The following is a 26,075-nucleotide window of genomic DNA, read 5'->3' as shown; positions in this document are numbered from 1 at the left end:
CCATGAGCCATCGCGTCGAGCTGAACTGGATCGGGGGTGCGCATGTCTTCGCCCTCGGTCTTGGCGAACTGAGGGCCGTGCAGGATGCCTGCGACGCCGGACCCATGCAGGTGTTGAACGGTCTGCGCGGCGATCATTGGCGGGTCGACTGGCCGTTCGCGGTTCTTCGCCACGGTTTGATCGGCGGTGGAATGCCGCCCGGTGAGGCAAGGAAGCTCCTCTCCGAACTTTCCGACTCGCATCCTGTGGCGAGGTTCTTGGTGACGGCGACCTTGGTCCTCGCGGCGGCGATCATGGGCGTCGAGGACGACCCGGTGGGGGAGCCGACGGGGGAGCTGAGCCCCCCGGAAAGTGGCAGTTCAGCAAGTTCTACGCAGGAGGAGCCATTGCCGGGTTCACCCCGAGAGATGTCGACCGAATGAGCCTGTGGGAGTTCGCCGCCTGCATGGACGGGCTTTCGGAGTTCCACGGCGGAAAGAAGCGGGCACCGTCCGGCAGCGACATAACCGACGAGCGCTTGGCAGAATTGGAAATCGAGGGGTTCGGCAAAGATGGCTGACGAAGCGGCACTCGTCTTTGCTCTGGACGCGCGCATCGTCAAGATGGAGCGCGCGCTCGCGAAGGCGGAGGCGCGTGCGGCCGCGGCCGGGCGGAAGATCGAGACAGAGTTCCAGAAGGCGAACAAGAAGGTAACGGATGGCCTCACGCAGAGCGCCACAGGCCTTGCGCGTCTTGGCAATGTCACGGGCGCGCAACGCTTCGTCATCCAGAACACCGCGAACCAGTTCGGTGACCTGGCCGTTCAGATCGCAGGCGGCACGACGGTCATGCGGGCGATGTCGCAGCAAGCGCCGCAGCTTCTCGGCGGCCTCGGTGCCCTCGGTGGCACGCTCGGGACGCTCGGGCCGCTGATGGGCGTGGTGGCGGCGATCGGCCTGCCTTTGGCGGCCGTCTTCTTCAACATGGCGATGGGGTCAGAGGAGGCGGCCGACAAGGCGGAGACGCTCGAGGACAAGGTCAAGAACCTGTCGTCTGCCGTCAAGGACTACGCCTCTGCTGCTGATCTCGCCCTGAAGGGGACAGCCGATCTCAAAGATGAATATGGATCGCTCGCAAACGAGGCACAACGTGCACTCGACATTCAGGAGCGGCTGAAGCGGAACGCAGCGGAGCGCCAGATCGCGGATGTCGCCTCCGGTGTCGGCGCGCAGTTCGGATCGCTGGATGCCGTCACGCGGGACGCCGGTGGCGCCACTGCTTACGAGGAGGCGCTGCGGCGGATCCGCGAAGACCTGGATCTGACCGGTGCCGATGCCGTCCTGGTTGCGCAGGCTCTGCAGTCTGTTCTAAGCGCCACCGACACGGCCGGACGGGTTGAAGCGTTCAAGGGCCTTCGGGACACGCTGGTTTCTGTCTACGGCAGCTTGGAGGCCGCAGATCAGGCGACGGGCGGTCTTGTCACGAGGCTGAACGATTCCGTCATCGGAGGTCAGAGGTTGCTCGCGGAAGTCGAGAAAATCGCCGGGGCTGCCATCAACATCGGCGCGGCGATCGATGCCGCAACGACGGCGTTCGGACATGCCCAAACGGCCGCTGCCGGGTTCGCCGATACGATCCGCGACGCGGCCAGGGCGGCATGGGACCTCGCGCAGCAGCGGATCGCCGCGGAAGACCGCTTGCAGGAGCTTTCCTTCGGCAACTCTCCTGGCGGCCAGGCGCTCAACGCCTATGGCGGCAGGACGCCGGGCGGCAACGCGGCGCAGCAGTCGCTCGCCTCCCGCAACGCGCCGAAGAAGGTTTCGTCGCGCGGCGGCGTCGGTGGACGCACCATCAATGCAGAAGAGGCAGCCGACCTGGCTAAGGTGAAGGCGCTCTACGCGTCCACGCGCACGGAGTTGGAGCGCTACAATGAAGAGAAGGCGACGCTCGTCCGGCTCCTGAAGGAAGGAAAGATCGGTCAGGACCTCTACAACAGGGCGCTCGCCGATCTGAACGAGAACCTGCAGTCGCAGAAGCTCGACAGCTTCAAGAACGGGATCCTCGACATCGCCTCCGGCGCGCGCACGGCAGGCGACGCCTTCGATGCGCTGAAGGAATCGATCAAGCGTGCGCTGCTCGAATATGTGTTCTTCGGTTCCGGTCCGTTGACCGGTGGTGGCGGGCTTGGCGGCATCCTGGGCCGGGTCATCGGCGGTGCCTTCGGCGTCCCGAGCGCCGACGGTGGCGGATATACGGGGTCGGGGATTCGTGCCGGCGGTCTCGACGGCAAGGGCGGCTTCATGGCGATGGTTCATCCGCGTGAGACGATCATCGATCACACCAAGGGCGGCGGCGGCGGTGGCGGCGTCGATGTCCGGGTCTTCTTCGACGATAACGGCGCTCTTCAGGCGAAGATCGAACGGGTGAGCGGCGCGGTCTCGGCGGCGCAGATCGGCCAGTTCAGCAAGCAGGCGCGGGAGGCGCAGCGGCGTCGATGAATATCCTTGACTGGCCGTCGGAGCTTCCCCTGTTCGATGTAGTAGATCTCTGGCTCAGCGGATCGACGTCGTCGTCTGGCGTCGGTCTCGATGGTCGCGAGCAAATCCTGTGGCGGGAAAACCGGGTTTGGCGCGGGGCGCTCAGCCTGCCGGCATTGCGTGGATCGCAGCCGATGCGGCTTCGTGCGCTTGCCGCGCAGCTCAGGGGGAGGTTCGGGCGGTTCCGCATTCCGATCTGCAACAGGTTCACGCCGCGCTTGCAGACAACAGAGGCAGACTTCCTCGCGAAGATTGGCATCTCAGCGACAGATATCGCGAATGGTTATTCGCCTTGGTCTGATGGGACGCTGTTCACGGACGGCACCGGTTGGGCGTTGCCGACCAGTGCGGAACCGGTCATCGCCTTCGCCGCTCCGTCCGGGGCGCGCATCATCCACATGGAGAACTACATTGGTCGACACATTGAGGTGGGCGCCTACTTTTCGATCAATGACTTCCTTTACCGCGTCGTCGAAAACGTGGATGGGGCGGTGTCATTCGATCCGCCCCTGCGCGAGGCCGTGATCGCAGGCTCGACTGTGAATGTGTCGGCTCCGATGTTCGTTTGCCGGCTGGTAAGCGATGACGGCATGCGGGTGCCTGAGCATCATGTGCGCATCACGCCGTCAGTCGGTATCGAAGTCGTCGAGGCGTTCGACCGATGAGCCGTCTTCTTGCCGCACAGCCGGATCCGGCCGCAGTCGAGGCGCTGCTGGCGAAAGAGGCCATTCCCTCGGCGCTGCTGCTGGAATTGCAGTTCGCATCCGTCACGGCGCGGATTTCGGACTGGCAGGGCTACGTCGTCGACGGCAACGGGGTCACGTGGGCCGGTCTCGGAGAGCTTGTCGGCATATCGGATCTTGAGGGCGGGTCGGACAATCTCGCGCCGCTCAGGGAATACATCCTTGGCATCCCGTGGGAGCTTCTCGACAAGGAAAGCACCCCGACGCAGATCCAGTCCCGCATCCCGGCGCTGATTGGAGCCCCGTCGGAGTATCGAGGCCGCTCCGCCAATCTGTCGTTTCAGCTTTTCGACCCGGACCTGACGGATCAGTTCGGCCGTCCTCTTCCTGTCGGTGTGCCGGTCGCGCTCGACGCCGGGCTGATGACGAACGTCTCGTGGTCGCTCGCACCCGGTGCGGGAGGTGTCATCACGACGCTTCGGGTTGAGGGGGTCCTGGCCCGCAAGGGATCGCCGCAATACGGGCTCCTGACGGACAGGGATCAGAAGCGCAGATATGGCGATGACGAAGGGCTCGAATTCGTGCCGGAAGTCATGTCCACGAACGTGAACTGGACGGATTGGTGATGATGACGCCGGCAGCGTTCATCGCGCGGACCAATGGCGGCGACTGGCGCGAGGGCGATCCTGTCTGCGCCCTGTGGGCAGCGGAATTCTGGCGTGAGGTCACGGGGGTCGATGTCGCGGCGCCATATCGCGGCAGATACGCGCGGCCCTTCGAATGGCGGCGGATGATCCTTCTCGCCGGCGGGCTGGAAGAATTCTGCCGCAAGGCGATGGCGGAGTTCCGGTCCGGCGAAACCCAGAACGGCGTGTGCGTCGCGCGGGTCGGTGGGCGGACGTTCTGCGGCATCCTGTCCGGCGGCCGTCTGTTTATCAGGTCCGCTGGTGGCGTCTATTCGCCCACCGGGTTCACACTTCTCGAAGGTTGGGGTGCCTGAATGCCGCAGCTCCTTGCGACAGCACTCCCCGCAGTGTTCGGGGCGACGGGGTCGTTTGCTCTTGTCACGGCGGCGGGTGGCCTGACACTTGGCGGGTCTCTGGTGTCGATCGGCGCCTCTCTCCTGATTTCCAAGGCGCTTGCGCCGGACAAGCCGGATGCTCCGAAGCCGGAGGATATCCAGCTCAATATCCGCCAGGCGGTCGGTCCGAGGATCAAGCACTATGGAAAGGTGCGCGCGGGCGGAACGGTCGTGTTCTTCCGGGCGAAGTCCGGTGTTTTCTACCGCGTCGTCGTGCACGGGCACGGCCTCGTCGACGAGGTCGAGGGCTACTATCTCAACAAGGGCGAGGTGACGCTGGATGGCTCCGGCTATGTCACCGAGGCCCAATACACCAGCGGAGGAACGAAGCGCGTTCGCATCCTGCAGCGCAAAGGTCTCGTCCCGTCGGCGAATTACGCGACAGTGGAGGCGATCTATTCTGACTGGGACGATCTGCACCGGCTCGATGGGCTCTGGACGACGCTTACCGTCGCGCAACAGGTGCCTCCCGCCGACTTTCGCAGGGTCTACCCGAACAACGAGCCGAGCATCGAGGTGGTCGCGAACACGACCATCGTGCCGGATCCGAGAACCGGCGCGAGCGCTTATTCCGAGAACGCGGCGCTCATCATCGCTGACCTCATCGAAAGCCCGGACGGGTTCAACCGGGCCGGATACGTAGATCAGGCATTCCTCGCGGCGGCGGCCGACGATGCCGACGCCCACGTTGCGCTCGCCGCTGGTGGAACGGAGGCACGTTGGCGTCTCGCCGGCAGCTACAGCCTGTCCGAGAAGCCGGGAGATGTCCTGCGGCGAATGCTGGACGCCTGCGGCGGAGATGTCAGGTTGCTGCCGAATGGCAAGATCGGCATCGAAATGGGCGTTGCCAAGTCGCCAAGCGTCACGCTGACGTCGGCCGACGTGCTGGAGATACAGACCGGCGATGACGGCCCGGACCAGCTCGACCGATACAACACGCTGCCGTTCACCTATGTCGACCGCACGCTCGCGTTCCAGCAGACGGAAGGCGATCCGTGGAACGACGAGGCGCGGATGGCGGAGGACGGCGAGGAGATCCGTGGCGCGCTGGCCGACTTCACCTTCGCGCCGACGCATCGGCAGGGGCGGATGGCGGCGAAGATCGCGACGGGCCGCGCCAACCCGCGCCAGAGGATCACGGCCCGGTTCAAGCCGCGCGCCATTCTCGCGATCCATGAAAGCGTGATCTCGTTTTCGATGCCGGAAGCAGCGATCGACGGAACCTATCGGGTCGAGCGGTCCAGCCTGAATCTTCGGGATGGGTCGGTTATCCTGGACCTGACGCTCTACGATCCGTCTGACCACACGTGGTCAGTCGCGGAGGAGGGTCGGGCGCAGACCCTGCCGACACCGGACAGTTCCGCCGGCATTCCGGCGCCGACGAACTTCGCAGCGGCAGCGCAGGGCGTGATTTCCTCGGGAACCACCTATGTCGCGGGAATCGCCGCGGCATGGGACGCGCCCGCGAGCGATGCCCTGACGCCTGTCCTCGAATATAAACCGAACGCATCATCTACCTGGTCGATCTGGGCGACGAACACTGGTCAGACATCGGCCATCATCGCGCCTCTCACCGATGGCGCGGTCTACGATCTGCGGCTTGCCTTCGCGGCGCCCAACGGCGTGAAAAGCGCATACGTCACGGAAGATGACGTCACGGCGCTTGCGAGCAGTTCGGCACCGGCCGCGCCGACAGGCCTGTCCGTTTCCGACCAGACAAGTGGCGTTGCGCGGGTCAGCTTCACGGCGTCGGTGTCGGCGAGTATCTGGAAGACGGAAGTTTACCGTGACAGCGGCGGCGGGCCCGTCCTGATCGCGACTTTCTACACCGATCCGTCCGAGACGGTGGCATTCGACGATTCATGCGGCGCTGGAACCTTCGACTGGTATGTCCGCTCGATCAACGTCTCCGGCGTGGCCAACGCGGCCGATGCCGGGCCCGAAACACAGACAATCACCTAAGTTCCGCGAGGTAAGGTATGGGTTATCCATATGGGGGCGCCGCCGGCGTCGTCGTCGATACACTTCAGGTCGACAAGGCGAAATTCAGATCATGGGCCGCTGCCGTCGAGCGCAACGTCATTGCCGAATACGATGACGTTGCGGCGATGATCGCGGATGCGAGCCTGACCTACACCGCCGGTGGGTCGCTGCAATCGGTCCAGACTGGCGATCTGATTTTCGCGCGCCGCGCCGGTGTCTTCTACGAAGTCGCAGCGTCGGGCGCCTCCGGCCACCACGTCACGAAAGCGGACGGCATCAAACTCTACGAGGCGGGGCCGGTGTTCACCACGCGGGCGCGCATGGCCGCCGCCGTCACGCGCGGGATCGAGAATGGCGCGATCCTCCGGTGCGACGGGATCGACCATGTTGTCGACAGCACGGCGACGGGCGCAAGGTCCGTCCTTCAGGATCTCGGGGTCGATGGCCTGCGCCGCGCGGTGACGGTCGACAACGCCTATATCGCCGCCTTCTTCCAGGACACGTCGGCCGCGCCGATCATGTTCTACAGCAGCGTGGATGGCGAGGTCTTCAAGCGCCTGAACGCCGACGCGATCGAGCACGGAACCACCGGCCAGGTGCTCAATTCCCGCGACCCGTTCCTGATGTGGCACAATGGCGAGTTTTGGATTTCCGTCACCAACTATTCCGTCGGCGCCTGGGATGCGGTGATCTACCGCTCGCCAGACCTCATCACCTGGAAGCGGCACCAGGTCACGTTCGGATCGTCGGCCCTGACCGACGCGGTGAACCCCGTGACCGGGGGGAGCCAGCCCGCCGATCTTCTTTGGGCGCCGAAACTCTTCCGGGACACTGACGGGACGCTCTATTGCTTCTTCGCCGTGCGCTACGGCAACGATTTTAACGATACCTACAGCGTGTCGACCAAGCACAAGCGGATCTTCGTCGCGCAATGCACGGACGAGGACGCGATGACCTTCGCGTCGCCGGTCCAGGTGAACTTCGGCGCCGACACACAGGCGATGATCGACGCCCATGTCGTGAAGGTCGGGTCGACCTACTGGATGGCCGTGAAGGGCGAGAACACCAAGCGCATCCGGTTCTACAGTGCCTCTGCGATCACCGGAGCCTGGGCTTTCGATCAGGAGCTGACCGGCACGCACAAGATAGAAGCCCCGATCCTGGCTCGCCATCGCCGCTACAATGCGGGCGTGCTGGAGGAGATCTGGCGTTGCTATGTCGACGCCTATGCGGACACATCCGGAAATGAGGTCGGGCAGACCTACTATTTCGAGGCTGACACACTCGGCGGGACTTGGGGGTCCGAGGCCCGGTGCAAGACGTCATCTTCGGTGCGGCATGGCGGCATCATCAACCTCGCGGCTATCGATCCGGCGGCGCTCGAAGTGATGAAGAATGCCGTCACGTCGTTCGCAGGCGAGATCCGTCAAGACATTGCACGGGAAGAGGCGCTGGTCGCCGGAGCGGTCACCCTCTACCCGCAGGAAGGTGTCGTCTATTACATTGCCGGGAGCGGCCAGGTGGCGACCGTGACGCTGGCGGATGGCGCAGCGGAGAGTTTCTACCTCGCGTCTCTCTCGGCCGGGAACGGGACCGGCATCGTGGTCGCCGCCGGAGCCTGGTGCGCGTCGCAGGTGATGATCGGCTTCGGCTTCAGCTCGGATCGCTACGTCAGAATGGTCCGAAAGGAAGACGGGAAATACTACGCGGAGGGGAACCAACCTCGCGCCTATTTCCGGGCGAACAAGAACGGGACGGCCCAGAACGTCACGGTCGACACGGAAACGCTGGTGACGTTCGACACCGAAGACCGCGACATCGGCAGTCACTACGACACCGGAACATCTCGGTGGACTCCGCCCGCCGGGCGGTATCGCGTCCGCTCGCAGATGATTTTCTCCAATGCCGTCGCATCGAACAACAACCTGCTGATTCTGAAGAAGAACGGGACGGCTATCGCGCAAGCGACGGCTTACACGACGTCGGGCAACATGTTCCTCGCGGTCGACGAGATCGTCGAGGCCGACGGCGACGACTATTTCGAGGTCTTCGTGGACTTCAACGGATCGGGCACCAAGACGATCACGGGGGCCGCGATCAATACCTACTTCGAAGGCGGCCCGTTGTGATCGCCGGCTGAGCCATCCCGTCAACAAAACCGAAACGAGACCAAAACGCCTCTGGGCGAACAAAGGAGATATGACACATGGCGCGCAAGTTCTCCGCAGCCGTCCTGAACGCGATGCTGGATACCTACGAAACCCAGATCGGCACCGCACCGACGCTCGAAATCCGCACCGGCGCTGCGCCCGCGAACGCCGCCGCCGCCGATACAGGCACCGTGCTCGCGACGATCACCCTTCCGTCGGACTGGATGTCGGCGGCTTCGGGTGCGGTAAAGTCGCTGATCGGCACATGGCAAGACGCCTCGGCCGACGCGACCGGCACGGCCGGGCACTTCCGCCTAAAGCAGGGGGGCACCTGCCACGACCAGGGCAGCATCACGGCGACCAGCGGTGGTGGTGACATGGAGGTCGACAATACCTCTCTCGCCGCCGGCCAGCAGTTCACGGTGACCAGCTGGGCACTGAACCTCGCTGCCTATCTCTGAGGCGCGCAGATGGCTCTGCACAGGATCCCGCTGCTCGGCAACGCGCTCAGCAAGAGTGCGGCGGCCTATTGGGCGCCGTATTCGGCCTACAACGCTTCGACCGTCCGCGACATCGGCGTCTGGATATTCCAGGACGCCGCGACCGGAACCGTGAGCGTCGGCTTTGCCGTCCCGAAGAACTGGGTGGCGGGATCGACGAAGTTGGTGCTGGAATGGTCGTCCAAGACCGCCGCCGGAAACGTCGTCTGGAATGTCACGCACCGCGCCGCCGCCACGGCGATCATGAACACAAACACCTCGCCGGCATCGCGGACAGATGCGCTGACGACCAGCAGCAAGCCCGGCTCCGCCAGCCGGCTCGAGGAGGACGCGATCACCCTGACGGACACCGACTGGGCGGTCGACAGCTTCGTGGCGATGGATATCATCCGGCTCGGCTCCGACGGCAGCGACACGAAGACGGACAGCGCTGTCCTGTTCGGGGCCGTGCTCGAATACGCGGATAGCTGACGATGGCGCTCTACTGGGGCGGCACGAAAGGCGGCGCGGAGAGTATCGACTGCGGTAACGTCACGACGGGCGACACCACGGACATGTCGCTGGTCGCCTGGATCCGGCTGCCGAACAACTTCTCGGGCGCGGCCTCCGTGATCGACCGCCGGGGCAATACGGCGGCGAAGGAGCGGTTCTGGCTCCTCGCGCTCGGCGATAATGCCGGCAAGGCGGACTTCCGCTTTGTCCGCAAGTACGCGACGACCAACGCGCTCGCGATCACCGCGAAGGATTACGATACCGACGACGCGACCTGGTATTTCGTGGCCGGCACCCACTTGGCTGGCAACGCTCCGAAGATCTACGTCGGGACTCAGGTGACCGACATCGCCGAGGCCACCTATACCACGCAGACCGCTCCGGCGGGTGCTCAGCAGACCGGCGCTCAGCCGCTGAGCCTCGGACACCATCCGACGAGTGTCAGCACCGGCTTCGGTGGCGCGATCGCGGTCGTCGGTATGTTTGACGCGGAGTTGTCGGCGGCCGATCTGCGGGCCATGCGGCTCGGTGGGCTTCGGGCAATACTGACGCGCAGCGACCTCACCCATGCCTGGGTGCCGGCACTCGATGGCGTCAGTGGCTCCGTCTACGATATAGGGCCGCGATCGATCATCGGCGCCACGAACGTCAACGGCGCCATGTCGGGGTCGTTCACACAGATCGCGAATCCGGGCCTTCTGCGCGGTTTCCCGGCCGTCGGTCCGGCTGATTGGCGCCAGCTGGCGGTTCCGGCCGCCCCGACGGTGTCCGGCGGTGCGACGTTGAACCTGGCGCTGTCATCGTCAGCGGCGGCCGAGGCGCTGGTGGAGGCATCCTCGACCGGATCGCTTACCCTCGCCTCGTCGGCCACTGGGGTGGTAGAGGTCGAGGCCGCGGCATCGGTAGGGTTGGTTATTTCCTCCTCCGCTGCGGCCGGTGTGGCTGTCGAAGGTGCGGGTTCGGCAAGTCTGGTGATCAGTTCATCCGCCGCGGCGGCGGCGGATGTAGCGGCGACGGTGGCGGCATCGCTGGTCATCGGGTCATCGGTGACCGGCGCTGTCGGCGATGTGGGCTTGAGCGCCAGCGCGGCCCTGAGCCTTGTGCTGGCGTCGTCCGCAGCTGGAGTCGCACCGGTGGCGGGCGATACTGCGGAGAGCCTCGTTATCGGGTCTTCCGCGTTGGCAGGCGCCGATGTCGTGGCGGCCGCATCGGCTGGGCTGGTCATCAGTTCGTCCGCCGGCGCGGTGGTCGTCGTGACGGGGACAGCGGCCAAAGGCCTTGTTCTCGGGGCAATGGCAACCGGGAGCATCGCCAATAACGCGACGCTCGGCAACATCATCATCGCCGCAAGACAGCCGCCGCAGTTCCGGGTGCCGGGCGGGCGCGGATCCATGAGGGTGCCCGGTGGACGGGGCTCATTCAAAGCAATCGGGGGCAGAAATTGAGCAGGCCAGCACTCTACGTGACGCAGGGAAGTTACGGCGAAGCCTGGGTATTCCAGGCCTTGGACGAGATGGGGGAAAAGGTGGATCTGACCGACGCGACGGCCGCTTTTTTCTCGATGCGGTTGCGGGCGACGGGTGCCGTGAAATTCTCCCGCAAGACCGCTGAAGTCGGAAACGGAACTTACACGTTGCCGGACGGATCCATCAGGAGCTTCACACCCGCCGACGGTGTCCTGATCTACCGGCCGAACGCGGGCGATTCCGATGCCGATGTGCCGGGGGCGTTCGAGGGTCTCTTTGAATACACCCTGCCGGCGGGCCCGGTGAGAAAGCCGGGCCTCGGCTATCTCGATATCAACATCCAGCCGGCATTCTGAGGAGGACAGCAGATGACACTCGACAAGATCGACCCCCGCTACGACTACAACCCCGACGTCGCTCCTGCTGATGGGCTGCGCTCCACCGTCTACGACAAGACCCACGGCATCCTGTTCCTGACCTCGGTCGCGTCGATCGAGGCGGTAGGGGTCGGCGACTACCTCGTGACGATGCGGGCGAAGTCGATCGGCGACCTCGATGTTGCGACAGACGAGCCCACCGATCCTCCGGCGGATCCCGAGGAACCGGCCGATCCTCCCGTGGAGGAACCCGGCCCGGAACAGCCAGACGAGCCTGCGCCGGACGATCCGCCGGCTGGCGAGGATACCGCTCCGGGCGGGAATGATACGGTCTCCGGCGGCGGCGGCTCAACACCGCCCCCGGCCCCTCCTCAGACCGGCACCTATCGCGCCTTCGATGCGAACGAACTTGACGCCAAGGCCCGCGCGTTGCCGGCCGGCGAAACCATCGTCCTGGCCGGCACCGAATACGGCAACTTCGCCTTCAATGGCGTGAACCCGGCCAGCCCGATCACGATCATTTCCGAGCGACCACGCTCCGCGCACTTCCAGCGGATCACCTTCGGCAACGCGAAGAACATCACCCTTCGCGATCTGGCGGTCTGGACCGATGGCCCGGATACCTCCGTGACCATCAAGGAGTACGGGATCACCTCCTATGGCAACAATCCCGGCATCGTTCTCGACGGCATTCTGTTCCGGGCGGCGCCTGACAGTGACGACTACCCTGTTTGGAACCAGGCGCGCTGGCTTAACGAGCTTCTGGGCGGTGCGCTCCTCGGGGGAGCCAATTCCGCGATCCGCAACTGCATGGCGATTGGCGTTCGCTTCGGCTTCGGCCTCGGCGGCGTCGATTCGGAAATGGTGGGCAACCATATCGAGGGCTATTGCGGCGACTCCTACCGCTCCACCAATCACCGGCAGCGCACGATCGGCAACTTCTCGGGCGATGCCTTCCAGGTCGATGACAACCATGCCGACGCATTCCAGAGCTTCCTCGTCGGGGCGACCCTCACCGATATCACGGTTGAGGATAACATCTTCATGGAGTGGATCACGAACCCGGCGAACCCGCTCAGGGCCGCGCTGCAAGGTGTCAGCTTCCACAATGGCCCCTATGACCGGGTTTCGGTGAAACGGAACCTCGTCACCTCGTCCACCGGCAACGGGATCAAGATCAACCGGGCCTCGAACATGGAGGTGGAAGGGAACCGGGTGCATCACGCGGATTCGCCTAACCCGAACCGCTACCCGTGGATCGACGCGAACGGCTCCGGCTACGTCCGCAACAACGAGGCGGAGAAGTTCGGGCTCGCCTCGAACCTCGTCCAGAGCGGCAACGTCGCGCCGAACTACTCCAAGCCGATTATCCGCCCCGCGCGGATCTGGTGAGCGAAACCGGCTCGGGCTGGCCTCAAAGGCTGGCCCGGCCACGAAAGGGAAGGAAGAAGGGGAAGCGAATGCCACCGGATAATCCGAACGTCTGGGGCGAGGTCTTCTCGCCCCTCGGTCAAGCCATCGCCTTCTTCGGGGGGCTTGGCGGGCTAGTGAATGCCCTCGTTACCAGGAAGCCGTGGAAGGAGACGGTGCGCGTCGTGACGGTCGGTGTCGCGGTGGCATTCGGGCTTGGCACGATCAGCCCGCACATCCTCTCCAAGGTGCTTCCCGAGCTGGCCGAGGTGGGCGGAGCCGCGCTTGGCGTGCTGACCGCGTCCGCTTTCGTCGTCGGCCTGATTGCTGTGGCCCTGGTCGAGCGTGTCATGGGCCGCGCGACAAGGGAGGTCCGCAATGAAGATGGCTCTTAAGGACATCCGCCGCGATCCGGTCAGCCCGTGCAAGGACTTCTGGCACGTAATGCGCGTCGGCGCCGTGCTGACCGTGGCCGTCTTTCTCATCACCTGGGGCGTGGCGTCGTGCCTCGCTCCGCAGATCCCGTGAGGCAGAGATGACCTATTTCCTCGGATCAAGGAGCCGCGCCGAGCTGGCCGATGTCCATCCCGATCTCGTCCGCGTCGTCGAGCGTGCGATCCAGATCACCAAGACCGATTTCACGGTGCATGACGGCATCCGCTCGGTCGAAGAGCAACGCCGCTACGTGGCGGCCGGCACGTCGAAGACCATGCGTTCCAAGCATCTGGAAGGGAAGGCGGTCGATCTGGTGCCGTGGATCGACGGCAAGCCGCGCTGGTGGTGGGTGCCGATCTACGACATCGCCGCCGCCATGCTGACGGCCGCACGTGAACTGGACGTGAAGATCCGGTGGGGCTGCGTCTGGGACCGGCCGATGAACGACCTGGCGCCGCATGTCACCGATCTGGGGATGCTGGCCCTCGCGCTCAAGCAGGAAGGGCTCGACTACAACGAGCGTCACCCCGGCCGCGATTTCCCCGATGGCCCGCACTACGAGGTGATCGCATGACCGGCTTTTCCCTATTCGTCCTCGCGGCTTTCCAGATCTGGGACATCGCCCTGACGACCAAGATCCTGCGCGCGGGCGGGCGCGAGCTGAACGGCATCGTCGCCTCGATCATGGCGGCGGCCGGCAACGCATGGGGCGCGATCAAATACGCCGGGGCGATGGCGGCGGGAATCGCCCTGGCCCATTTCGGCTACGGGTGGGCGATCTGGCTCATCATCGTCGTCATGGCGAAGGTGGTCGACCACAACCTGACGGAGCTGCACAAGATCAAGGTGGGGGATCGGTGATGGCCCGCCTCTACGCCTTCGTCGCGGCCGTCCTCATCGGCGGAGCTGGCGTCTGGTATGTCGCGCACCTACGGGACGCCAATGCCGCCCTGGCGGCCGATGTGGCCGCGCTCGTGCGCGAGGCGCGGGTTCAGGCCGACATTGCCGCCCAAGCCGCCCTGGCGCGCGATGTGGCCCGCGCCGAGGCCGCCCGGCAGGCCGACAAGGCCGCCGAATACGACGCGATCCGAAACGCCATTGAAAAAGGGGAGAACGATGCGCCCGTGCCTGATTGGTTTATCGCTCATCTTGGCCGCCTGCGGCACGTCGCCCCGCGTTGAGACGCGGTATGTGGTGCCGGAGGTGCCCGCCGATCTTCGGGCGCCGGAGGTGGTGCCTGCGCGCGAGACGGACACTCTCAAGGGCGTGGCGCTCCTCCTGACCGACTATGACGAGGCTCTGGACCGCGCGAACGGCAAGATCGTGGCGATCGACACTATCCTGACCGATGCCGAGGCGAAGGCGGGCGTGCAGTAGACGGCGCTGCAAAACCTTCGTCGTCGTCACAATCAAGGGCGCAGGCGGCTTCCTTGAACTTGTCAACCTGTGGTTTATCGGCCAATCTTCAAGCCTCCTTTGAACTGAGCTTGGGCATTGAACGCTCGGCATTGAAATGAGGCCATGACCTATGCGTATTCTCGCTGATCCGGTTCCAATCGGGCGCATTTTCCTTGACCTAACAAACCCCCGCCATGTTGACCTAGCGACCGAAGACGAAGTTATCGAATACCTTTGCGACAAAGAGGATGTATGGTCGTTGGCGCGCGATATCGCCCATATAGGCCTTAACCCGCTTGAGCGCGTGGCGCTGGTTCCCGTTAAGGGACAGAAAGACGCATACACGATGGCCGAGGGCAACCGGCGCTTATGTGCTTTGAAGCTGCTGGCCGATCCCGACCGCGCGCCAGCGCGTCTTCGCAAGGGCTTTTCCACTCTTGCCGCACAACGAAGACCGCCCAAGAGCTTCGCGGCCGTCGTCTTCGACAATGACGAAGAAGTGCGCCCTTGGCTTGAACGAATGCACAACGGAGCGTACGACGGAAGAGGCCGCAAGGCATGGAACGCTGAGCAGTCGCAGAGATACAGCGGGAGCAACAAGAACAAGGTCGCACAAGCCTTTCTCGACTATGCCCAACATGAAGGTCTTATCTCGTCCGAGGAACGCAAGGGCAAGCTGACAACCGTTCAGAGGTTCCTAGGCATTGACGTCTTTCGTGAGGCGATGGGCCTCGACCAAGCGAACCCTGAAGACCTCGCCAGAACGCGGCCCAAGGCCGAATTTGACACCATCGCACGGCGTTTTATCCGCGATCTGGTTGAGGGCAAGGTCGTCAACTCGCGAATGAACAAACCCAAGATCATCGAGTACGCTCGCCCTTTGGGATCATTGCCAGGCGTCACTGCGACGCGGACTGAGCCCGAGTCGCTTGCGTCAAATGGTGACGGCACGAAGCCGCGAAAACGCACCAGAAAAACCCCTCGGAAACCCGAGAAGGTGCGTCATATCCAGTACGCCGACGAGATCGCTTCGGCATTGAAGGCCTACGGAAACCATAAGCTTGAAAGCCTATACCACTCGATCTGTACCGTTGAATTGGAAGGTCACACTCCCCTGGTTTGCATCGGCGTGTGGGCCTTCATGGAGACTTTGACAGCCTGCGCTGGCCGCCATGACGGCACGAGCTTCGACAGCTTCCTCAGCAACAATCGCTTAGAGGGGTATGGATTGACCGGAAAGACCATCAGGACTGCGATTAGGTCTGCCCTCACGCGCACCCAAGACTATGGTAACTCTACGAAGCATGAGGCTCTCGCGGCGACATTCAACGGTGACCAAGTCAACAATGATTTGAGCGTGCTGAAACCCGTGATCCTGAAATGCATCGAGGCCGCAGCCAGCAAACCCTGAGAAAGTTCTGGCCGAGCAGAACCAGGCTTGGTAGAACTCCTTGAAAACACGAAAGGGAAAGGGGTTATGGCATGGCTAGAGGAGCTTCACCGCTGCGGTATCCTGGCGGCAAATCATCCATGCTGAATGTGGTCTCGACGACGCTCCGCCTCAACAAGCTTGATCGTGGGCACTACGCCGAGCCTTACGCTGGGGGGTGCGGATTAGCCCTATCCTTGCTTTACGGAGGCTTTGTCGCCGAGATACACATCAACGATATCGACCCTGCCGTATGGTCCTTTTGGCATTGTGTGCTGAATGAGACCGATGCGCTTGTCGATCTGGTGGAGAAAACGCCTGTGACGGTCGAGGAGTGGCGGCGCCAGAGGGTGATCAACAAAGCAGGGTTGCTGAACGATCCGCTAGCGCTCGGCTTCTCAGCCTTTTTCCTCAATAGGACCAATCGGTCTGGCGTGATTGGCAGCGGCGGCATCATTGGCGGCCTTAACCAGACCGGCAACTACCTGATCGACTGTCGTTTCAACCGCGATGATCTCGTCCGCCGGATAAGGCGGGTCTCTCGCTATGCGGACAGGATCCACCTCTCAAACTCTGACGCCTTGGACTTCCTCGATTGCTGCGGGGCCACACTTCCGGAAAACACCCTGATGTTCATCGACCCTCCCTACTTCAAGAAGGGGCCGGAACTTTACACAAACTTCTACAAGCCGGACGACCACGCCACGCTCGCAGAAAAAGTATTGGCGGTTGGCTTGCCTTGGTTAGTCACCTACGACGACACACCAGAAATTCGCAGACTTTACAGAGATCGCCGCCAATACGCCTTTGGAATTAACTACTCGCTTAATGAGAAGCGAGTTGGTGCTGAGTTGCTGGTGGTCTCCAAAGGCCTCCGCGTCCCAAGTGATGTGCGAGATAATCAGGTCAACCGTCCGCAGTATCGGGGTTCCGCGCTTACGCTGGATCTTTCGGCGTGACCGCCCGCCGCACCTGTTCCAGCGCCTCCTCGCGCGTCTCAGACCGGCCTGACGCGGCGGGTATCACCCATGAGGCCCAGAACCAATCCGGCGCCCCGTTGCGGCCCTTCTCGTAGTAGACGCGCCCGACTGCCTCACCCTCACGAAAGACGGACCAGTCCTCGCCGCGCGGATCGCTGCCCTTGATGCGCTTGCGGGTCCACCGCGCCATGTCATCGCTCCATCGGGTCACGAAAGCATGACGGGGCCGGAATGGTACGGCCCCGTCTCCGATTGTCGTCGCGGATCTTTAGACGCGCTCGATCTCGTGCCGCGCCGCCTGTGCAAGGAATGCCGATCGGTTCATCTGCAAACGATCGGCAGCCTCGTCGATCGCCTCAAGCAGTCCCTGCTCCATGCTGATGTTCGCACGCACGGTTTTTGCCGAGCGTCTCACGACGGGCACATGGATCAGGAAGGCGCCGGCGGCCAGATCTTCCGCATACCCCTTGACGATGTCCGACACGGCGCGAGGCTCAGGATAGGCGTGGCCATCGTCGAAGTAGTCGTCGATCGCCGCGATCGCGTTCCGCATGATGTCCTTCTCCTCGTCCGCTGCGGCGAAGCAGTCGGGAACGTCCGGGAAGCTCACTCCATATGCGCTCCCCGGATCGTGATGGACAATGGCCCAGTAGTTCATCCAGTCATCTTCTCCTTTTCCGCCTTCCCATCCCGCGGTGCCCGCGGGCTGGATCAGATCCAGCCCGCTTGCTTCGCTATGTTGCGGGCTGTGCCGGTTGGCAGGTCCCGCTTCGGATGAGGAACGATCACCGTCCGTGTTCCTTTTCTTAGCTTCACATGCGATCCCTTCTGCGAGATCAGTTCGAAGCCTTCGTTCAGGAGACGTGCAATGATCTTTTTGCTATTCGTTTCCATGTGTATATATATACACAAATCCACCCGATACGCAAGCGGGTATGCGCAATATAATGCGCACGGTTTGACATCTGGAGGACTCCAGCCTTGAACATCGAACGCGCTATCGAGATCGCAGCAGGCGCCCATAAGGGACAGGTCGATAAGGCCGGCGAGCCCTACATCCTCCATCCGCTGCGTCTTCTTCAGGCCGCACGAACGGAAGACGAGCGGGTCGTGGCGGTCTTGCACGACGTGGTGGAAGACACGGATTGGACGATCGATCAGCTGCGGCGCGAAGGTCTGACCGACGTTCAGGCGGCGGCGCTCGACGCGGTCACGCGGCGCATCAGCGAAACATACGAGGAGTTCATCGAGCGGGCAGGGTCAAACGAGCTGGCGCGTGCGGTGAAGATCCTCGATCTGAAAGACAACGCGGACTTGTCCAGGATCAGTTCGCCGTCCCAGAAGGACCTGGAGCGGATGGAGAGATACCATCGGGCACTCGATCATCTGAATGGCTAGACGGGGCCGCCCGGGATCGCCAGATCAGGCGACAAACCGCCCGAATCTGATGGGGGGTGTCTCGATGTTGCGCCCCCTCGCCACCAACTCCATATTCTCGGCTCGTTTTGAATGGGAAACCCGATGTTTTTCAGTGGGTTGAAGTAATCCTTTCGGTGACGGGCAGTCAGGTAGGCTCCGCCGATGGGGGGGCGACCCGTCGCGGTGGGCGAACGCGTCCGAAGCTGGCACCAAGATCCATGACCTCTGGCGATGCCGCGATTCGAAGCCCGAAGCCATGAATGTGGCACAGTGTGACAAGCCTCTTTAAGCCCATGATCCCCGTGCCGCGACATGCCGCTACCCGTTCGCCAGGCGGTAATCCTCGCCGCGGCTTTCGGCCATGACGAGGCGTCCGTTCGGGAGGTCGTTGTCTTCGAGCTTGGCGGCAATTTCCTCTGGCGTCAGCTTGTACCGCCGCCACCGCCCGGCAAGCCTGTCGCCGAGAATGTGTGCCGGAACGTCGAGCAGGACGGCGATATCGAACAACGGTCGCAAGCGCGACCAAGGTTCCTGCCCGAGCAGAAGGTAATTCCCCTCGACAATGACGATCGGCACATCGGCCGCGATCATCCGCGCACCGGCGCGCGCGATCTCGAGGTCGCGGTCGAAAACCGGAACGGCGACGAAGGGTTCGTCGCGCGCGCGGATACGCTTGAGGGTATGGAACAGCCCGCCGACATCGAAGGTGTCGGGCGCACCCTTTCGCGGCCTCAGACCCGCCGGGACGAGATAGGTATCGTCGTAGTGATAGCCGTCCATGGGCAGGACGACAGCGGACCCCGCCTGCCGCGCGTCCAGCATCGCGGCCAGGTTTTCGGCTTGCGTAGATTTGCCAGATCCGGGCGCGCCGGCGAGGGCCGCGACGACACGCGCGCCCGCTGCCGCGCGCGTCGCGAGAAGGTTCGCGAGTTCAGAAAGCTCGATATATGGCGCCATCGAGAGGTCCCTCGGATCTTCGGATTCAGGTTCGCCGTGTGTCGAAGGAAGACAAGCCCGTCGCCCCCCGACTTGAAAACAATTGTCGCAAGTGTGGTATGGATCTGGTTCCCATCGCAAGCTGCGGGCCCAGGAGTTCCCGCGATATTTCCCCGAAAGACAGGCGAAGCGATGACCTCCGCGCGTCTGACGACTTCGCATGCAATTCTCCGGCAGACCGAAACTCATCACCCGCCGCCGCCCGAGACCGGTCAGCCGCCGGTCAACCGGCGGAACGCGGCGCGGCTGAGGAAATGCGCGCCCTGGGTATGCATCAGCGCATAGGCGGGGCCGTCGACGGGATTGCCTTCCGCCGCGTAGAACGGCGCCATGTCGGAGACCGAACGATAGGACCAGATCGGCGCGCCCGTCGCGGTGTCGAACTCGAACATCCGCCCGCCGAGGGTCTCGGCCACGAGTGCCCGGCTGCCGTCGGCGGAGAAATTCACGTCACCCTGCGCTTCGGAAAAGAGGTCGCCGCCCGGCTTGTCCGCATCGCGCGGAAAGAGCGTCGTCGGCGCCCCGGTCACGATGTCGAGTTTCAGGACCCGCGTTCCCCTGGCCGTGTCGATGCCGCCGAGATTGTCGAAGACCGCCACATCGCCGTCGGGCAGGACGCGGGGGCTGTGCTGGGCGACCATCGGCCCGGCGATATGGTGCTTTATCCGCCCGCTGTCCCGATCGAGCACGACGAGCGAGGAGGAGGAGCGGAGCGATACCAGAAGGTCGCCAGCCCGCGCACCCGGAAGCCGATGTGCGGCGGCTTCGTTCAGGAGCGCAATTCCGTTGACGTGGTAGGGATCGCAATCGTCGCGCACCGAATAGGCGAGGCCTTGCGCGTCGCTCATCCGGACGACGTCGTCCATCCAGAATTCGTGCAGCACCGCGCCATCGGGGGAAATCACGCGAACGCCTTCCTGAAAGACCGCGCCGTACTTGCACTGAAGTTTCTGACGTGTCGCGGCGACGGTGGTGGCGTCGCTCTCGATGCGCGCCATCGGCACGTAGACGCGGCCGTCATCGCCGACCGTCGGCCAGTGGTGGCTGCCGTCGATGCGGATCCAGTCGAGCCGTCCGTCCCAGTCGAAGCGGGCGACCGCGACCTGATAGGGAAACATGTTGCGCGCCTGGAAGGTCACGACCAGATGCCCTGCGGGGTCGAGCGCCGCGCCCTGGACATAGATGTTGCCTGCCTCGCGCTCGCCGGTGAAGCCTGCGAGTTTGTCGCGGTCGAAGAGGGCGGACGGATCGTACTGCCAGGAATGCAGCACCGTTCCGTCGCGTTCCATCACCCAGGCCATGCAGCCGAATTCGGGGCAGATATCCTGCCTGTAGTTGAAGCCGCCGGTCATCAGGATCACATCGCCCGCCGGTTCGGGCCCGAAAAGCGCCACTGGGTCCGGGGATGTTTCGTCGGGTGCGAGTTCGATCACGGCGTGGGGAAGTTCCGTGACTTCCATCTTCGAGAGGGCGACGACCCCGGATTCGAGGTAGACCAGTTGATGGTGCGGAAAGACCTTCCATTTCACCGTCGCAACACCCCAGGCGAAAGCAAGCGCCAGCAGGCCGAGGAAGAGGCCGATCTTGGGGAGTTTCTCGGCGAGGTTGTCACTGTCCGCGACAGATCGACGCCAGAGGTCAGCAATCATGAATCCAGTCCATTTGTTGCCACCCCCCGTATAAAAGGTAGCGCAAACAGGCTGATAGTGTGCCAGTAATCCGCTAATGCTGCGGAATGTCGGCGAAAATTCGCCAACCTGCTTGAAGTTTGATCGGTCCAGGCTGCCGATTTTCCGGGCGCTCGCGTGGTTTTTGTTGTCTGTCGCCGATATTGGTTATAAAATTTTACCAATTTGGAGAATTCGCATGGATATGCCGCGCCCCGACGAAACGATCCTTGCCCGGCGGTCGGCCATCGCCGCGCGGCTGCGCGAGGTTCTGCCCGCCGATGCGGTGATCGACGATCCGACCGAAACGCGCGCCTATGAATGCGATGCTCTTTCCGCCTACCGCTGTCCGCCGCTCGCCGTCGTCCTGCCGCGCTCGACAAAAGAGGTCGCGGCTGCGCTCAGGGTCTGCCACGCCGAAGGAGTGCCGGTGGTGCCGCGCGGTTCCGGGACGTCGCTCGCGGGCGGGGCGCTCCCGACGGCGGACAGCGTGATCCTCGGCATCGCGCGGATGAACCAGGTGCTGGAGGTGGATTACGACAACCGCTTCATCCGGGTCGAGGCGGGGCGGACGAACCTGTCGGTCACCGGCGCGGTCGAGGCCGACGGGTTCTTCTATGCCCCCGATCCGTCGAGCCAACTCGCCTGCGCGATCGCCGGCAATATCGGCATGAATTCGGGTGGTGCGCATTGCCTCAAATACGGGGTGACGACCAACAACCTGCTTGGCGTCACGCTGGTCACGATGGGCGGCGAGGTGCTCGAGATCGGCGGGGCGCATATGGATGCGGGCGGGCTTGACCTTCTGGGCGTCGTCTGCGGATCGGAAGGTCAACTGGGTGTCGTCACCGAGGCGACCTTGCGCATCCTGCCGAAGCCCGAAGGGGCGCGGCCGGTGCTGATCGGTTTTGACTCGAACGAGGTCGCGGGGGCCTGCGTCGCCGACATCATCAAGGCCGGTGTCCTTCCCGTCGCGATCGAATTCATGGACCGGCCCTGCATCCGCGCCTGCGAGGACTTCGCCCATGCCGGGTATCCCGACTGCGAGGCGCTTCTCATCGTCGAGGTCGAGGGGGCGGAGGCCGAGATCGACGAGCAATTGGGCCTCATTCGCCAGATCGCCATGCGGCATGCTCCGGTCGAGTTCCGCGAAAGCGGGTCGGAGGAGGAAGCGAAGAAGATCTGGCTTGGCCGCAAGTCGGCCTTCGGGGCGATGGGGCAGATCAACGATTACATGTGCCTTGACGGGACGATCCCGGTCTCGGCCCTGCCGCTGGTTCTGCGCCGGATCGGCGAGATGAGCGCGGAGTTCGGGCTCGGGGTTGCCAATGTCTTCCATGCCGGCGACGGCAACATGCATCCGCTGATCCTGTACGACGCCAACAAGCCCGGCGATCTGGAGCGCTGCGAGGCCTTCGGGGCGGAAGTTCTCAAGCTGTGCGTCGAGGTTGGCGGCTGCCTGACCGGCGAGCATGGCGTGGGCATCGAGAAGCGCGATCTGATGGCGGTGCAATATTCCGCCGCCGATATCGAGGCGCAGATGCGGGTGAAGGATGTCTTCGATCCGGGCTGGCTTCTCAACCCCGCCAAGGTGTTTCCGCTCGCCGCGAGTGCCCCGCGTCGTGCCGCCTGAGATCGCCCCGGGGGCGCTGCCCCCGGACCCCCGGAGTATTTTCGAACAGAAGAAGATCATGCGGTCAGGAACGGAAGAGGAGTTGAGCGCGATCATCGCCGGGGCGAACGGCCCCTTGCGGATCGCCGGGGGCGGGACGCGGCCGGTCGGGTGGCCGGTCGCGGGCGATGTCCTCGACGCTTCGGGGATCGCGGGGATCCGGCTCTATGAGCCCGGCGCGCTGACGCTGGTCGCGGGGGCGGGGACGCCGCTGGCCGAGGTCGAGGCGGCGCTGGCCGCCGAGGGGCAGCGGCTGGCCTTCGAGCCGGCGGATTGGCGCGGGCTTCTGGGAACGTCGGGCGAGCCCACGCTGGGGGGGATGGTCGCGGCCAATATCTCGGGGCCGCGGCGGGTGCAGGCCGGGGCCGCCCGCGACGCGCTTCTGGGCGTGCGGTTCGTCGACGGGACCGGGGCCATCGTGAAGAACGGCGGACGGGTGATGAAGAACGTCACCGGCTATGACCTCGTCAAGCTGATGGCGGGGGCCTGGGGGACGCTCGGCGTTCTGACCGAGGTCAGTCTGAAGGTGCTGCCGGCGCCGGAATCCGTGGCGGTGTTGGTGCTGGAGGGGCTTCATGACGGCGACGCGCTCAGCGCGATGACCGCCGCGCTCGGTTCGCCCTATGACGTGACCGGTGCGGCGCATGGGGCGATGGGGACGCTGATCCGCATCGAGGGCTTCGCGCAGTCGGTCGCCTATCGGAGCGAACGGCTGGCGGTGCTGCTCGGGCGGTTTGGCCCCGTCCGGGTCGAGACCGCGGCGGAGACCTGCCGCACGCTCTGGCGCGATGTGCGCGACGTGGAGGCGTTCCATTCTGCCAAGGGCGATGTCTGGCGCCTGTCTGTCCGACCGTCCGATGCCCCCGACCTCGTGGCGCGGGCCGGGGCGCGGGCGGTTCTTTACGACTGGGGCGGCGGCCTCGTCTGGTTGCTGATGCCGGAGGGCGAGGACTTGCGCGCCCGGTTGGGTCCCTTTGCCGGGCACGCGACGCTGATCCGCGCGACCGAGGAGGTGCGCCGGCGGATCGCACCGTTCCAGCCAGAGCCCGCTGCGATCGCGGCAATTTCGGCGGGGCTGCGCGCCAGGTTCGATCCGAAAGGCATTCTCAATCCGGGGCTGATGGGCTGATGCAGACGACGTTCACGGAAGAGCAGCTTCGCGATCCGGGCATCCAGCGCGCGAACCAGATCCTGCGGACCTGCGTGCATTGCGGGTTCTGTACCGCGACCTGCCCGACCTACCAGGTCCTGGGCGACGAACTCGATTCCCCTCGTGGCCGGATTTACCTGATCAAGGACATGCTGGAAAATGGCCGGCCGGCGGATGAAAAGACGGTCAGGCATATCGACCGCTGCCTGTCCTGCCTTGCCTGCATGACGACCTGTCCGTCGGGCGTGCATTACATGCATCTCGTCGATCATGCCCGCGCCTATATCGAAAAGACCTACCGCCGGCCCTGGCGCGACCGCGCCCTGCGCTGGGTGCTGGCGCAGGTTATCCCCTATCCGACGCGGTTCCGGCTCGCGCTTCTGGGGGCCAAGATGGCGCGGCCCATTGCGCGCTTTCTGCCGGACGCGCGGCTACGGGCGATGGTGGCGATGGCCCCGAAGCAGGTGCCGCCGGTGAGCCGCAATGACGATCCGCAGGTCTTCGCCGCGACCGGGGAGCGGCGGATGCGGGTGGCGCTGATGACGGGTTGCGCGCAGAGGGCGCTCAATACCGATATCAACGATGCGACGATCCGGCTCTTGCGCCGGCTCGGCTGCGACGTCGTGGTGGCGAAGGGCGCCGGCTGCTGCGGGGCGCTTACCCATCACATGGGGCGCGAGGCTGAGGCGCAGGGGTCGGCGGAGGCGAATATCCGCGCGTGGATGGCGGAAAGGCGCGGCGCGGGCCTCGACGCGATCGTGATCAACACGAGCGGTTGCGGGACGACGGTGAAGGACTACGGCCACATGTTCCGCACCACGGACCTCGCGACCGACGCGGCGGAGATCGCGGGGCTGGCCTGCGACGTGACGGAACTGCTCGCGCGGCTCAAACCCGAGGCGACGGCGCCCGAACCGCTGCGCGTCGCCTATCATGCCGCCTGTTCCCTGCAACACGGGCAGAAGGTGACCGCCGCGCCGAAGCAATTGTTGAAATCGGCCGGGTTCGAGGTGGTGGAGCCTGCGGACCCGCATCTTTGCTGCGGCTCGGCCGGCACCTACAATCTTCTCCAGCCAGAGATTTCCGGCGAATTGAAGCGGCGCAAGGTGAAGACCCTGGAGGCGAAGGCGCCCGATCTCATCGCCGCGGGCAATATCGGCTGCATGATGCAGATCGGATCGGGCACCGGGATCCCGGTCGTCCACACTGTCGAACTTCTCGACTGGGCGACGGGCGGGCCGAAGCCCCGCGCCCTTTCAACCGGAACCTAGGGGGACCGCAGAGGGCGGGCGTCGCCGTGCCGTGAGGCGCGCAACGGTTCAGCAGCCGCTTGCCGGAGGCGGCGGGCGGCCATAATCTTGCCCAAACCGGAGACTAGAACCGGCGGAACTCCGGAGGGCGAGATGCGGGCATTTCTGGCGGCGATGATTCTGGCGACCGTGCCCTTCGGCACGGCGGCGCAGGATACCGCCTTGACGGCGCTGACGACGGCCGACGAAACGCGCGGATGGGAAGCGGTCGGGCGCATCGATATCGGCCGATCGGCGTTTTGCACCGGGGCGCTGATCACGCCGTCACTCGTCCTGACGGCCGCGCATTGCCTCTACGACCAGACGAGCGGGGTTCGTCACGATCCGGCGGATTTCAAGTTCCTTGCCGGCTGGCGCAATGGCCGCGCGGTCGCCTATCGTGGCGTCACGCGGACCGTCAGCCATCCCGATTACGCCTATGAGGGCCGCGACCGGATGGACCGGGTGGCCTACGATCTCGCGCTCCTCGAGCTCGACCAGCCGATCCGGCTGCCGTCGGTTCAGCCGTTCGAGATCGGCGCCGATCCGATGCAGGGCGACACGGTCGGCATCGTCTCCTATGCGCTCGAGCGGTCGGAGGCACCGTCGCTCCAGAAAGCCTGCGAAGTGCTGGGGCGGCAGCCCGGCATTCTAGTGATGACCTGCTCGGTTGATTTCGGATCGTCCGGCGCGCCGATATTCTCGATCCGCAACGGCGTCCCGAGCATCGTCTCGGTGGTCTCGGCGAAGGCGGAGATGGACAGCAAGCCGGTCGCCCTCGGGACCGCGATGACCGAGCCGCTGGCGGAGCTTCGCGCGGCCTATGCGGTCGAGGAACGGACGTTCAAGAAGGTGACGCCGGGTTTCGGGGCGCAGCTTTCGCAGAACACCAAGGCGGGCGGGGCGAAGTTCCTCAAGCCTTGACGCCGCTTCGCCCGGCCCCTTGACAGACCTCATTTCCATTCACATCTGAGCCGTACCG

Annotated in this window: 31 protein-coding genes; 26 read left to right on the top strand and 5 right to left on the bottom strand. The window is 64.3% G+C overall.

Annotated features, from left to right (window positions below):
• Positions 1-2: 2 nt before the first annotated feature.
• The 21 genes from V5734_RS20025 (at position 3) to V5734_RS19925 (ending at position 16,879) form a co-directional block, all read left to right on the top strand.
• The gene (locus V5734_RS20025; protein ID WP_347311364.1) at positions 3-422 is read left to right on the top strand and encodes a gene transfer agent family protein; all 420 of its coding nucleotides are present in this window, start codon (positions 3-5) and stop codon (positions 420-422) included.
• Positions 419-559 carry a hypothetical protein gene (locus V5734_RS20020; RefSeq protein ID WP_347311363.1) on the top strand — a complete coding sequence of 47 codons (141 nt, stop codon included), beginning with the start codon at positions 419-421 and terminating at the stop codon, positions 557-559. Before V5734_RS20025 ends, V5734_RS20020 begins: the two co-directional genes overlap by 4 nt.
• Complete coding sequence (locus V5734_RS20015; protein WP_347311362.1) at positions 552-2,477, top strand: hypothetical protein; 1,926 nt, start codon at positions 552-554, stop codon at positions 2,475-2,477. Before V5734_RS20020 ends, V5734_RS20015 begins: the two co-directional genes overlap by 8 nt.
• Positions 2,474-3,181: a hypothetical protein gene (locus V5734_RS20010; RefSeq protein WP_347311361.1), complete on the top strand. Its 708-nt coding sequence runs from the start codon at positions 2,474-2,476 to the stop codon at positions 3,179-3,181. Before V5734_RS20015 ends, V5734_RS20010 begins: the two co-directional genes overlap by 4 nt.
• Positions 3,178-3,825, top strand: a complete 648-nt coding sequence (locus tag V5734_RS20005) for a hypothetical protein (RefSeq protein WP_347311360.1) — start codon at positions 3,178-3,180, stop codon at positions 3,823-3,825. The genes V5734_RS20010 and V5734_RS20005 overlap by 4 nt, the downstream gene beginning before the upstream one ends.
• Positions 3,825-4,199, top strand: a complete 375-nt coding sequence (locus V5734_RS20000) for a DUF6950 family protein (protein WP_347311359.1) — start codon at positions 3,825-3,827, stop codon at positions 4,197-4,199. Before V5734_RS20005 ends, V5734_RS20000 begins: the two co-directional genes overlap by 1 nt.
• Positions 4,200-6,242 (top strand): hypothetical protein, encoded by a 2,043-nt coding sequence (locus V5734_RS19995; protein WP_347311358.1) that lies wholly within the window; start codon positions 4,200-4,202, stop codon positions 6,240-6,242. It abuts the gene before it with no gap.
• Positions 6,243-6,259: 17 nt separating this feature from the next.
• The gene (locus V5734_RS19990; RefSeq protein WP_347311357.1) at positions 6,260-8,392 is read left to right on the top strand and encodes a family 43 glycosylhydrolase; all 2,133 of its coding nucleotides are present in this window, start codon (positions 6,260-6,262) and stop codon (positions 8,390-8,392) included.
• Positions 8,393-8,469: 77 nt separating this feature from the next.
• On the top strand, positions 8,470-8,874 hold the full coding sequence (locus tag V5734_RS19985) for a hypothetical protein (protein WP_347311356.1): 405 nt from the start codon (positions 8,470-8,472) through the stop codon (positions 8,872-8,874).
• A 9-nt stretch (positions 8,875-8,883) separates the two neighbouring features.
• Positions 8,884-9,384 carry a hypothetical protein gene (locus V5734_RS19980; RefSeq protein ID WP_347311355.1) on the top strand — a complete coding sequence of 167 codons (501 nt, stop codon included), beginning with the start codon at positions 8,884-8,886 and terminating at the stop codon, positions 9,382-9,384.
• Between the two features lie 2 nt (positions 9,385-9,386).
• Positions 9,387-10,850, top strand: a complete 1,464-nt coding sequence (locus V5734_RS19975) for a hypothetical protein (protein WP_347311354.1) — start codon at positions 9,387-9,389, stop codon at positions 10,848-10,850.
• On the top strand, positions 10,847-11,227 hold the full coding sequence (locus tag V5734_RS19970) for a hypothetical protein (RefSeq protein ID WP_347311353.1): 381 nt from the start codon (positions 10,847-10,849) through the stop codon (positions 11,225-11,227). The genes V5734_RS19975 and V5734_RS19970 overlap by 4 nt, the downstream gene beginning before the upstream one ends.
• A 12-nt stretch (positions 11,228-11,239) precedes the next feature.
• Complete coding sequence (locus V5734_RS19965) at positions 11,240-12,640, top strand: hypothetical protein (RefSeq protein WP_347311352.1); 1,401 nt, start codon at positions 11,240-11,242, stop codon at positions 12,638-12,640.
• Positions 12,641-12,708: 68 nt separating this feature from the next.
• Positions 12,709-13,053, top strand: a complete 345-nt coding sequence (locus V5734_RS19960) for a hypothetical protein (protein ID WP_347311351.1) — start codon at positions 12,709-12,711, stop codon at positions 13,051-13,053.
• Positions 13,037-13,186 (top strand): hypothetical protein, encoded by a 150-nt coding sequence (locus V5734_RS19955; RefSeq protein ID WP_347311350.1) that lies wholly within the window; start codon positions 13,037-13,039, stop codon positions 13,184-13,186. Before V5734_RS19960 ends, V5734_RS19955 begins: the two co-directional genes overlap by 17 nt.
• Positions 13,187-13,193: 7 nt before the next feature.
• Positions 13,194-13,667, top strand: coding sequence for a M15 family metallopeptidase (locus tag V5734_RS19950; protein ID WP_347311349.1), 474 nt, complete (start codon positions 13,194-13,196; stop codon positions 13,665-13,667).
• Positions 13,664-13,954, top strand: coding sequence for a hypothetical protein (locus V5734_RS19945; RefSeq protein ID WP_347311348.1), 291 nt, complete (start codon positions 13,664-13,666; stop codon positions 13,952-13,954). The genes V5734_RS19950 and V5734_RS19945 overlap by 4 nt, the downstream gene beginning before the upstream one ends.
• A complete protein-coding gene (locus V5734_RS19940) occupies positions 13,954-14,274 on the top strand; it encodes a hypothetical protein (protein WP_347311347.1) in 321 nt (106 codons plus the stop codon). The genes V5734_RS19945 and V5734_RS19940 overlap by 1 nt, the downstream gene beginning before the upstream one ends.
• Before the next feature lie 13 nt (positions 14,275-14,287).
• Positions 14,288-14,470, top strand: coding sequence for a hypothetical protein (locus V5734_RS19935; protein ID WP_347311346.1), 183 nt, complete (start codon positions 14,288-14,290; stop codon positions 14,468-14,470).
• A gap of 151 nt (positions 14,471-14,621) precedes the next feature.
• Positions 14,622-15,902 (top strand): hypothetical protein, encoded by a 1,281-nt coding sequence (locus tag V5734_RS19930; RefSeq protein ID WP_347311345.1) that lies wholly within the window; start codon positions 14,622-14,624, stop codon positions 15,900-15,902.
• 119 nt (positions 15,903-16,021) lie between these two features.
• Positions 16,022-16,879 (top strand): DNA adenine methylase, encoded by an 858-nt coding sequence (locus V5734_RS19925; protein WP_347311344.1) that lies wholly within the window; start codon positions 16,022-16,024, stop codon positions 16,877-16,879.
• Here the strand turns inward: V5734_RS19925 and V5734_RS19920 are convergent.
• The 3 genes from V5734_RS19920 to V5734_RS19910 form a co-directional block, all read right to left on the bottom strand.
• Complete coding sequence (locus tag V5734_RS19920; RefSeq protein ID WP_347311343.1) at positions 16,857-17,090, bottom strand: hypothetical protein; 234 nt, start codon at positions 17,088-17,090, stop codon at positions 16,857-16,859. The two genes, V5734_RS19925 and V5734_RS19920, sit on opposite strands and share 23 nt — an antisense overlap.
• Before the next feature lie 78 nt (positions 17,091-17,168).
• Positions 17,169-17,558, bottom strand: a complete 390-nt coding sequence (locus tag V5734_RS19915) for a type II toxin-antitoxin system HicB family antitoxin (RefSeq protein WP_347311342.1) — start codon at positions 17,556-17,558, stop codon at positions 17,169-17,171.
• Between the two features lie 53 nt (positions 17,559-17,611).
• Positions 17,612-17,794, bottom strand: a complete 183-nt coding sequence (locus V5734_RS19910) for a type II toxin-antitoxin system HicA family toxin (RefSeq protein ID WP_347311341.1) — start codon at positions 17,792-17,794, stop codon at positions 17,612-17,614.
• An 87-nt stretch (positions 17,795-17,881) separates the two neighbouring features.
• On the opposite strand from V5734_RS19910, the gene V5734_RS19905 reads away from it, so the two are divergent.
• Positions 17,882-18,298: a phosphohydrolase gene (locus V5734_RS19905; protein ID WP_347311340.1), complete on the top strand. Its 417-nt coding sequence runs from the start codon at positions 17,882-17,884 to the stop codon at positions 18,296-18,298.
• Between the two features lie 339 nt (positions 18,299-18,637).
• Here the strand turns inward: V5734_RS19905 and V5734_RS19900 are convergent, their stop codons facing one another.
• Positions 18,638-19,276: a nucleoside/nucleotide kinase family protein gene (locus tag V5734_RS19900; protein WP_347311339.1), complete on the bottom strand. Its 639-nt coding sequence runs from the start codon at positions 19,274-19,276 to the stop codon at positions 18,638-18,640.
• Positions 19,277-19,527: 251 nt separating this feature from the next.
• Positions 19,528-20,964: an arylsulfotransferase family protein gene (locus V5734_RS19895; RefSeq protein ID WP_347311338.1), complete on the bottom strand. Its 1,437-nt coding sequence runs from the start codon at positions 20,962-20,964 to the stop codon at positions 19,528-19,530.
• Positions 20,965-21,181: 217 nt separating this feature from the next.
• Between V5734_RS19895 and V5734_RS19890 the strand changes: the two genes are divergently transcribed.
• The 4 genes from V5734_RS19890 to V5734_RS19875 all read left to right on the top strand — a co-directional run bounded on the left by V5734_RS19890 (position 21,182) and on the right by V5734_RS19875 (position 26,017).
• Positions 21,182-22,615, top strand: a complete 1,434-nt coding sequence (locus tag V5734_RS19890; RefSeq protein WP_347311337.1) for an FAD-linked oxidase C-terminal domain-containing protein — start codon at positions 21,182-21,184, stop codon at positions 22,613-22,615.
• 58 nt (positions 22,616-22,673) lie between these two features.
• Positions 22,674-23,783, top strand: a complete 1,110-nt coding sequence (locus V5734_RS19885) for an FAD-binding protein (protein WP_347311336.1) — start codon at positions 22,674-22,676, stop codon at positions 23,781-23,783.
• The gene (glcF, locus tag V5734_RS19880; protein WP_347311335.1) at positions 23,783-25,075 is read left to right on the top strand and encodes a glycolate oxidase subunit GlcF; all 1,293 of its coding nucleotides are present in this window, start codon (positions 23,783-23,785) and stop codon (positions 25,073-25,075) included. Before V5734_RS19885 ends, glcF begins: the two co-directional genes overlap by 1 nt.
• Positions 25,076-25,207: 132 nt before the next feature.
• Positions 25,208-26,017, top strand: coding sequence for a trypsin-like serine peptidase (locus V5734_RS19875; protein WP_347311334.1), 810 nt, complete (start codon positions 25,208-25,210; stop codon positions 26,015-26,017).
• Positions 26,018-26,075: the final 58 nt, after the last annotated feature.

Source organism: Defluviimonas sp. SAOS-178_SWC, from assembly GCF_039830135.1.
Classification (GTDB): Bacteria; Pseudomonadota; Alphaproteobacteria; order Rhodobacterales; family Rhodobacteraceae; genus Albidovulum.
This window is presented reverse-complemented; position numbering and strand designations above follow the sequence as displayed.

What these genes read in the sequence shown, in the direction of transcription:
- V5734_RS19940 (WP_347311347.1), top strand. Translation starts at nt 13,954, where the DNA reads ATGGCCCGCCTCTACGCCTTCGTCGCGGCCGTCCTCATCGGCGGAGCT.
- V5734_RS19965 (WP_347311352.1), top strand. Translation starts at nt 11,240, where the DNA reads ATGACACTCGACAAGATCGACCCCCGCTACGACTACAACCCCGACGTC.
- V5734_RS19975 (WP_347311354.1), top strand. Translation starts at nt 9,387, where the DNA reads ATGGCGCTCTACTGGGGCGGCACGAAAGGCGGCGCGGAGAGTATCGAC.
- V5734_RS19980 (WP_347311355.1), top strand. Translation starts at nt 8,884, where the DNA reads ATGGCTCTGCACAGGATCCCGCTGCTCGGCAACGCGCTCAGCAAGAGT.
- V5734_RS19920 (WP_347311343.1), bottom strand. Translation starts at nt 17,090, where the DNA reads ATGGCGCGGTGGACCCGCAAGCGCATCAAGGGCAGCGATCCGCGCGGC.
- V5734_RS19900 (WP_347311339.1), bottom strand. Translation starts at nt 19,276, where the DNA reads ATGGCGCCATATATCGAGCTTTCTGAACTCGCGAACCTTCTCGCGACG.
- V5734_RS19910 (WP_347311341.1), bottom strand. Translation starts at nt 17,794, where the DNA reads ATGGAAACGAATAGCAAAAAGATCATTGCACGTCTCCTGAACGAAGGC.
- V5734_RS20015 (WP_347311362.1), top strand. Translation starts at nt 552, where the DNA reads ATGGCTGACGAAGCGGCACTCGTCTTTGCTCTGGACGCGCGCATCGTC.
- V5734_RS19895 (WP_347311338.1), bottom strand. Translation starts at nt 20,964, where the DNA reads ATGATTGCTGACCTCTGGCGTCGATCTGTCGCGGACAGTGACAACCTC.
- V5734_RS20000 (WP_347311359.1), top strand. Translation starts at nt 3,825, where the DNA reads ATGATGACGCCGGCAGCGTTCATCGCGCGGACCAATGGCGGCGACTGG.
- V5734_RS19955 (WP_347311350.1), top strand. Translation starts at nt 13,037, where the DNA reads ATGAAGATGGCTCTTAAGGACATCCGCCGCGATCCGGTCAGCCCGTGC.
- V5734_RS19885 (WP_347311336.1), top strand. Translation starts at nt 22,674, where the DNA reads ATGCGGTCAGGAACGGAAGAGGAGTTGAGCGCGATCATCGCCGGGGCG.
- V5734_RS19890 (WP_347311337.1), top strand. Translation starts at nt 21,182, where the DNA reads ATGGATATGCCGCGCCCCGACGAAACGATCCTTGCCCGGCGGTCGGCC.
- V5734_RS19960 (WP_347311351.1), top strand. Translation starts at nt 12,709, where the DNA reads ATGCCACCGGATAATCCGAACGTCTGGGGCGAGGTCTTCTCGCCCCTC.
- V5734_RS20010 (WP_347311361.1), top strand. Translation starts at nt 2,474, where the DNA reads ATGAATATCCTTGACTGGCCGTCGGAGCTTCCCCTGTTCGATGTAGTA.
- V5734_RS19915 (WP_347311342.1), bottom strand. Translation starts at nt 17,558, where the DNA reads ATGAACTACTGGGCCATTGTCCATCACGATCCGGGGAGCGCATATGGA.
- V5734_RS19930 (WP_347311345.1), top strand. Translation starts at nt 14,622, where the DNA reads ATGCGTATTCTCGCTGATCCGGTTCCAATCGGGCGCATTTTCCTTGAC.
- V5734_RS20005 (WP_347311360.1), top strand. Translation starts at nt 3,178, where the DNA reads ATGAGCCGTCTTCTTGCCGCACAGCCGGATCCGGCCGCAGTCGAGGCG.
- V5734_RS19945 (WP_347311348.1), top strand. Translation starts at nt 13,664, where the DNA reads ATGACCGGCTTTTCCCTATTCGTCCTCGCGGCTTTCCAGATCTGGGAC.
- V5734_RS19925 (WP_347311344.1), top strand. Translation starts at nt 16,022, where the DNA reads ATGCTGAATGTGGTCTCGACGACGCTCCGCCTCAACAAGCTTGATCGT.
- V5734_RS20025 (WP_347311364.1), top strand. Translation starts at nt 3, where the DNA reads ATGAGCCATCGCGTCGAGCTGAACTGGATCGGGGGTGCGCATGTCTTC.
- V5734_RS19875 (WP_347311334.1), top strand. Translation starts at nt 25,208, where the DNA reads ATGCGGGCATTTCTGGCGGCGATGATTCTGGCGACCGTGCCCTTCGGC.
- V5734_RS19990 (WP_347311357.1), top strand. Translation starts at nt 6,260, where the DNA reads ATGGGTTATCCATATGGGGGCGCCGCCGGCGTCGTCGTCGATACACTT.
- V5734_RS19985 (WP_347311356.1), top strand. Translation starts at nt 8,470, where the DNA reads ATGGCGCGCAAGTTCTCCGCAGCCGTCCTGAACGCGATGCTGGATACC.
- V5734_RS19995 (WP_347311358.1), top strand. Translation starts at nt 4,200, where the DNA reads ATGCCGCAGCTCCTTGCGACAGCACTCCCCGCAGTGTTCGGGGCGACG.
- glcF (WP_347311335.1), top strand. Translation starts at nt 23,783, where the DNA reads ATGCAGACGACGTTCACGGAAGAGCAGCTTCGCGATCCGGGCATCCAG.
- V5734_RS20020 (WP_347311363.1), top strand. Translation starts at nt 419, where the DNA reads ATGAGCCTGTGGGAGTTCGCCGCCTGCATGGACGGGCTTTCGGAGTTC.
- V5734_RS19950 (WP_347311349.1), top strand. Translation starts at nt 13,194, where the DNA reads ATGACCTATTTCCTCGGATCAAGGAGCCGCGCCGAGCTGGCCGATGTC.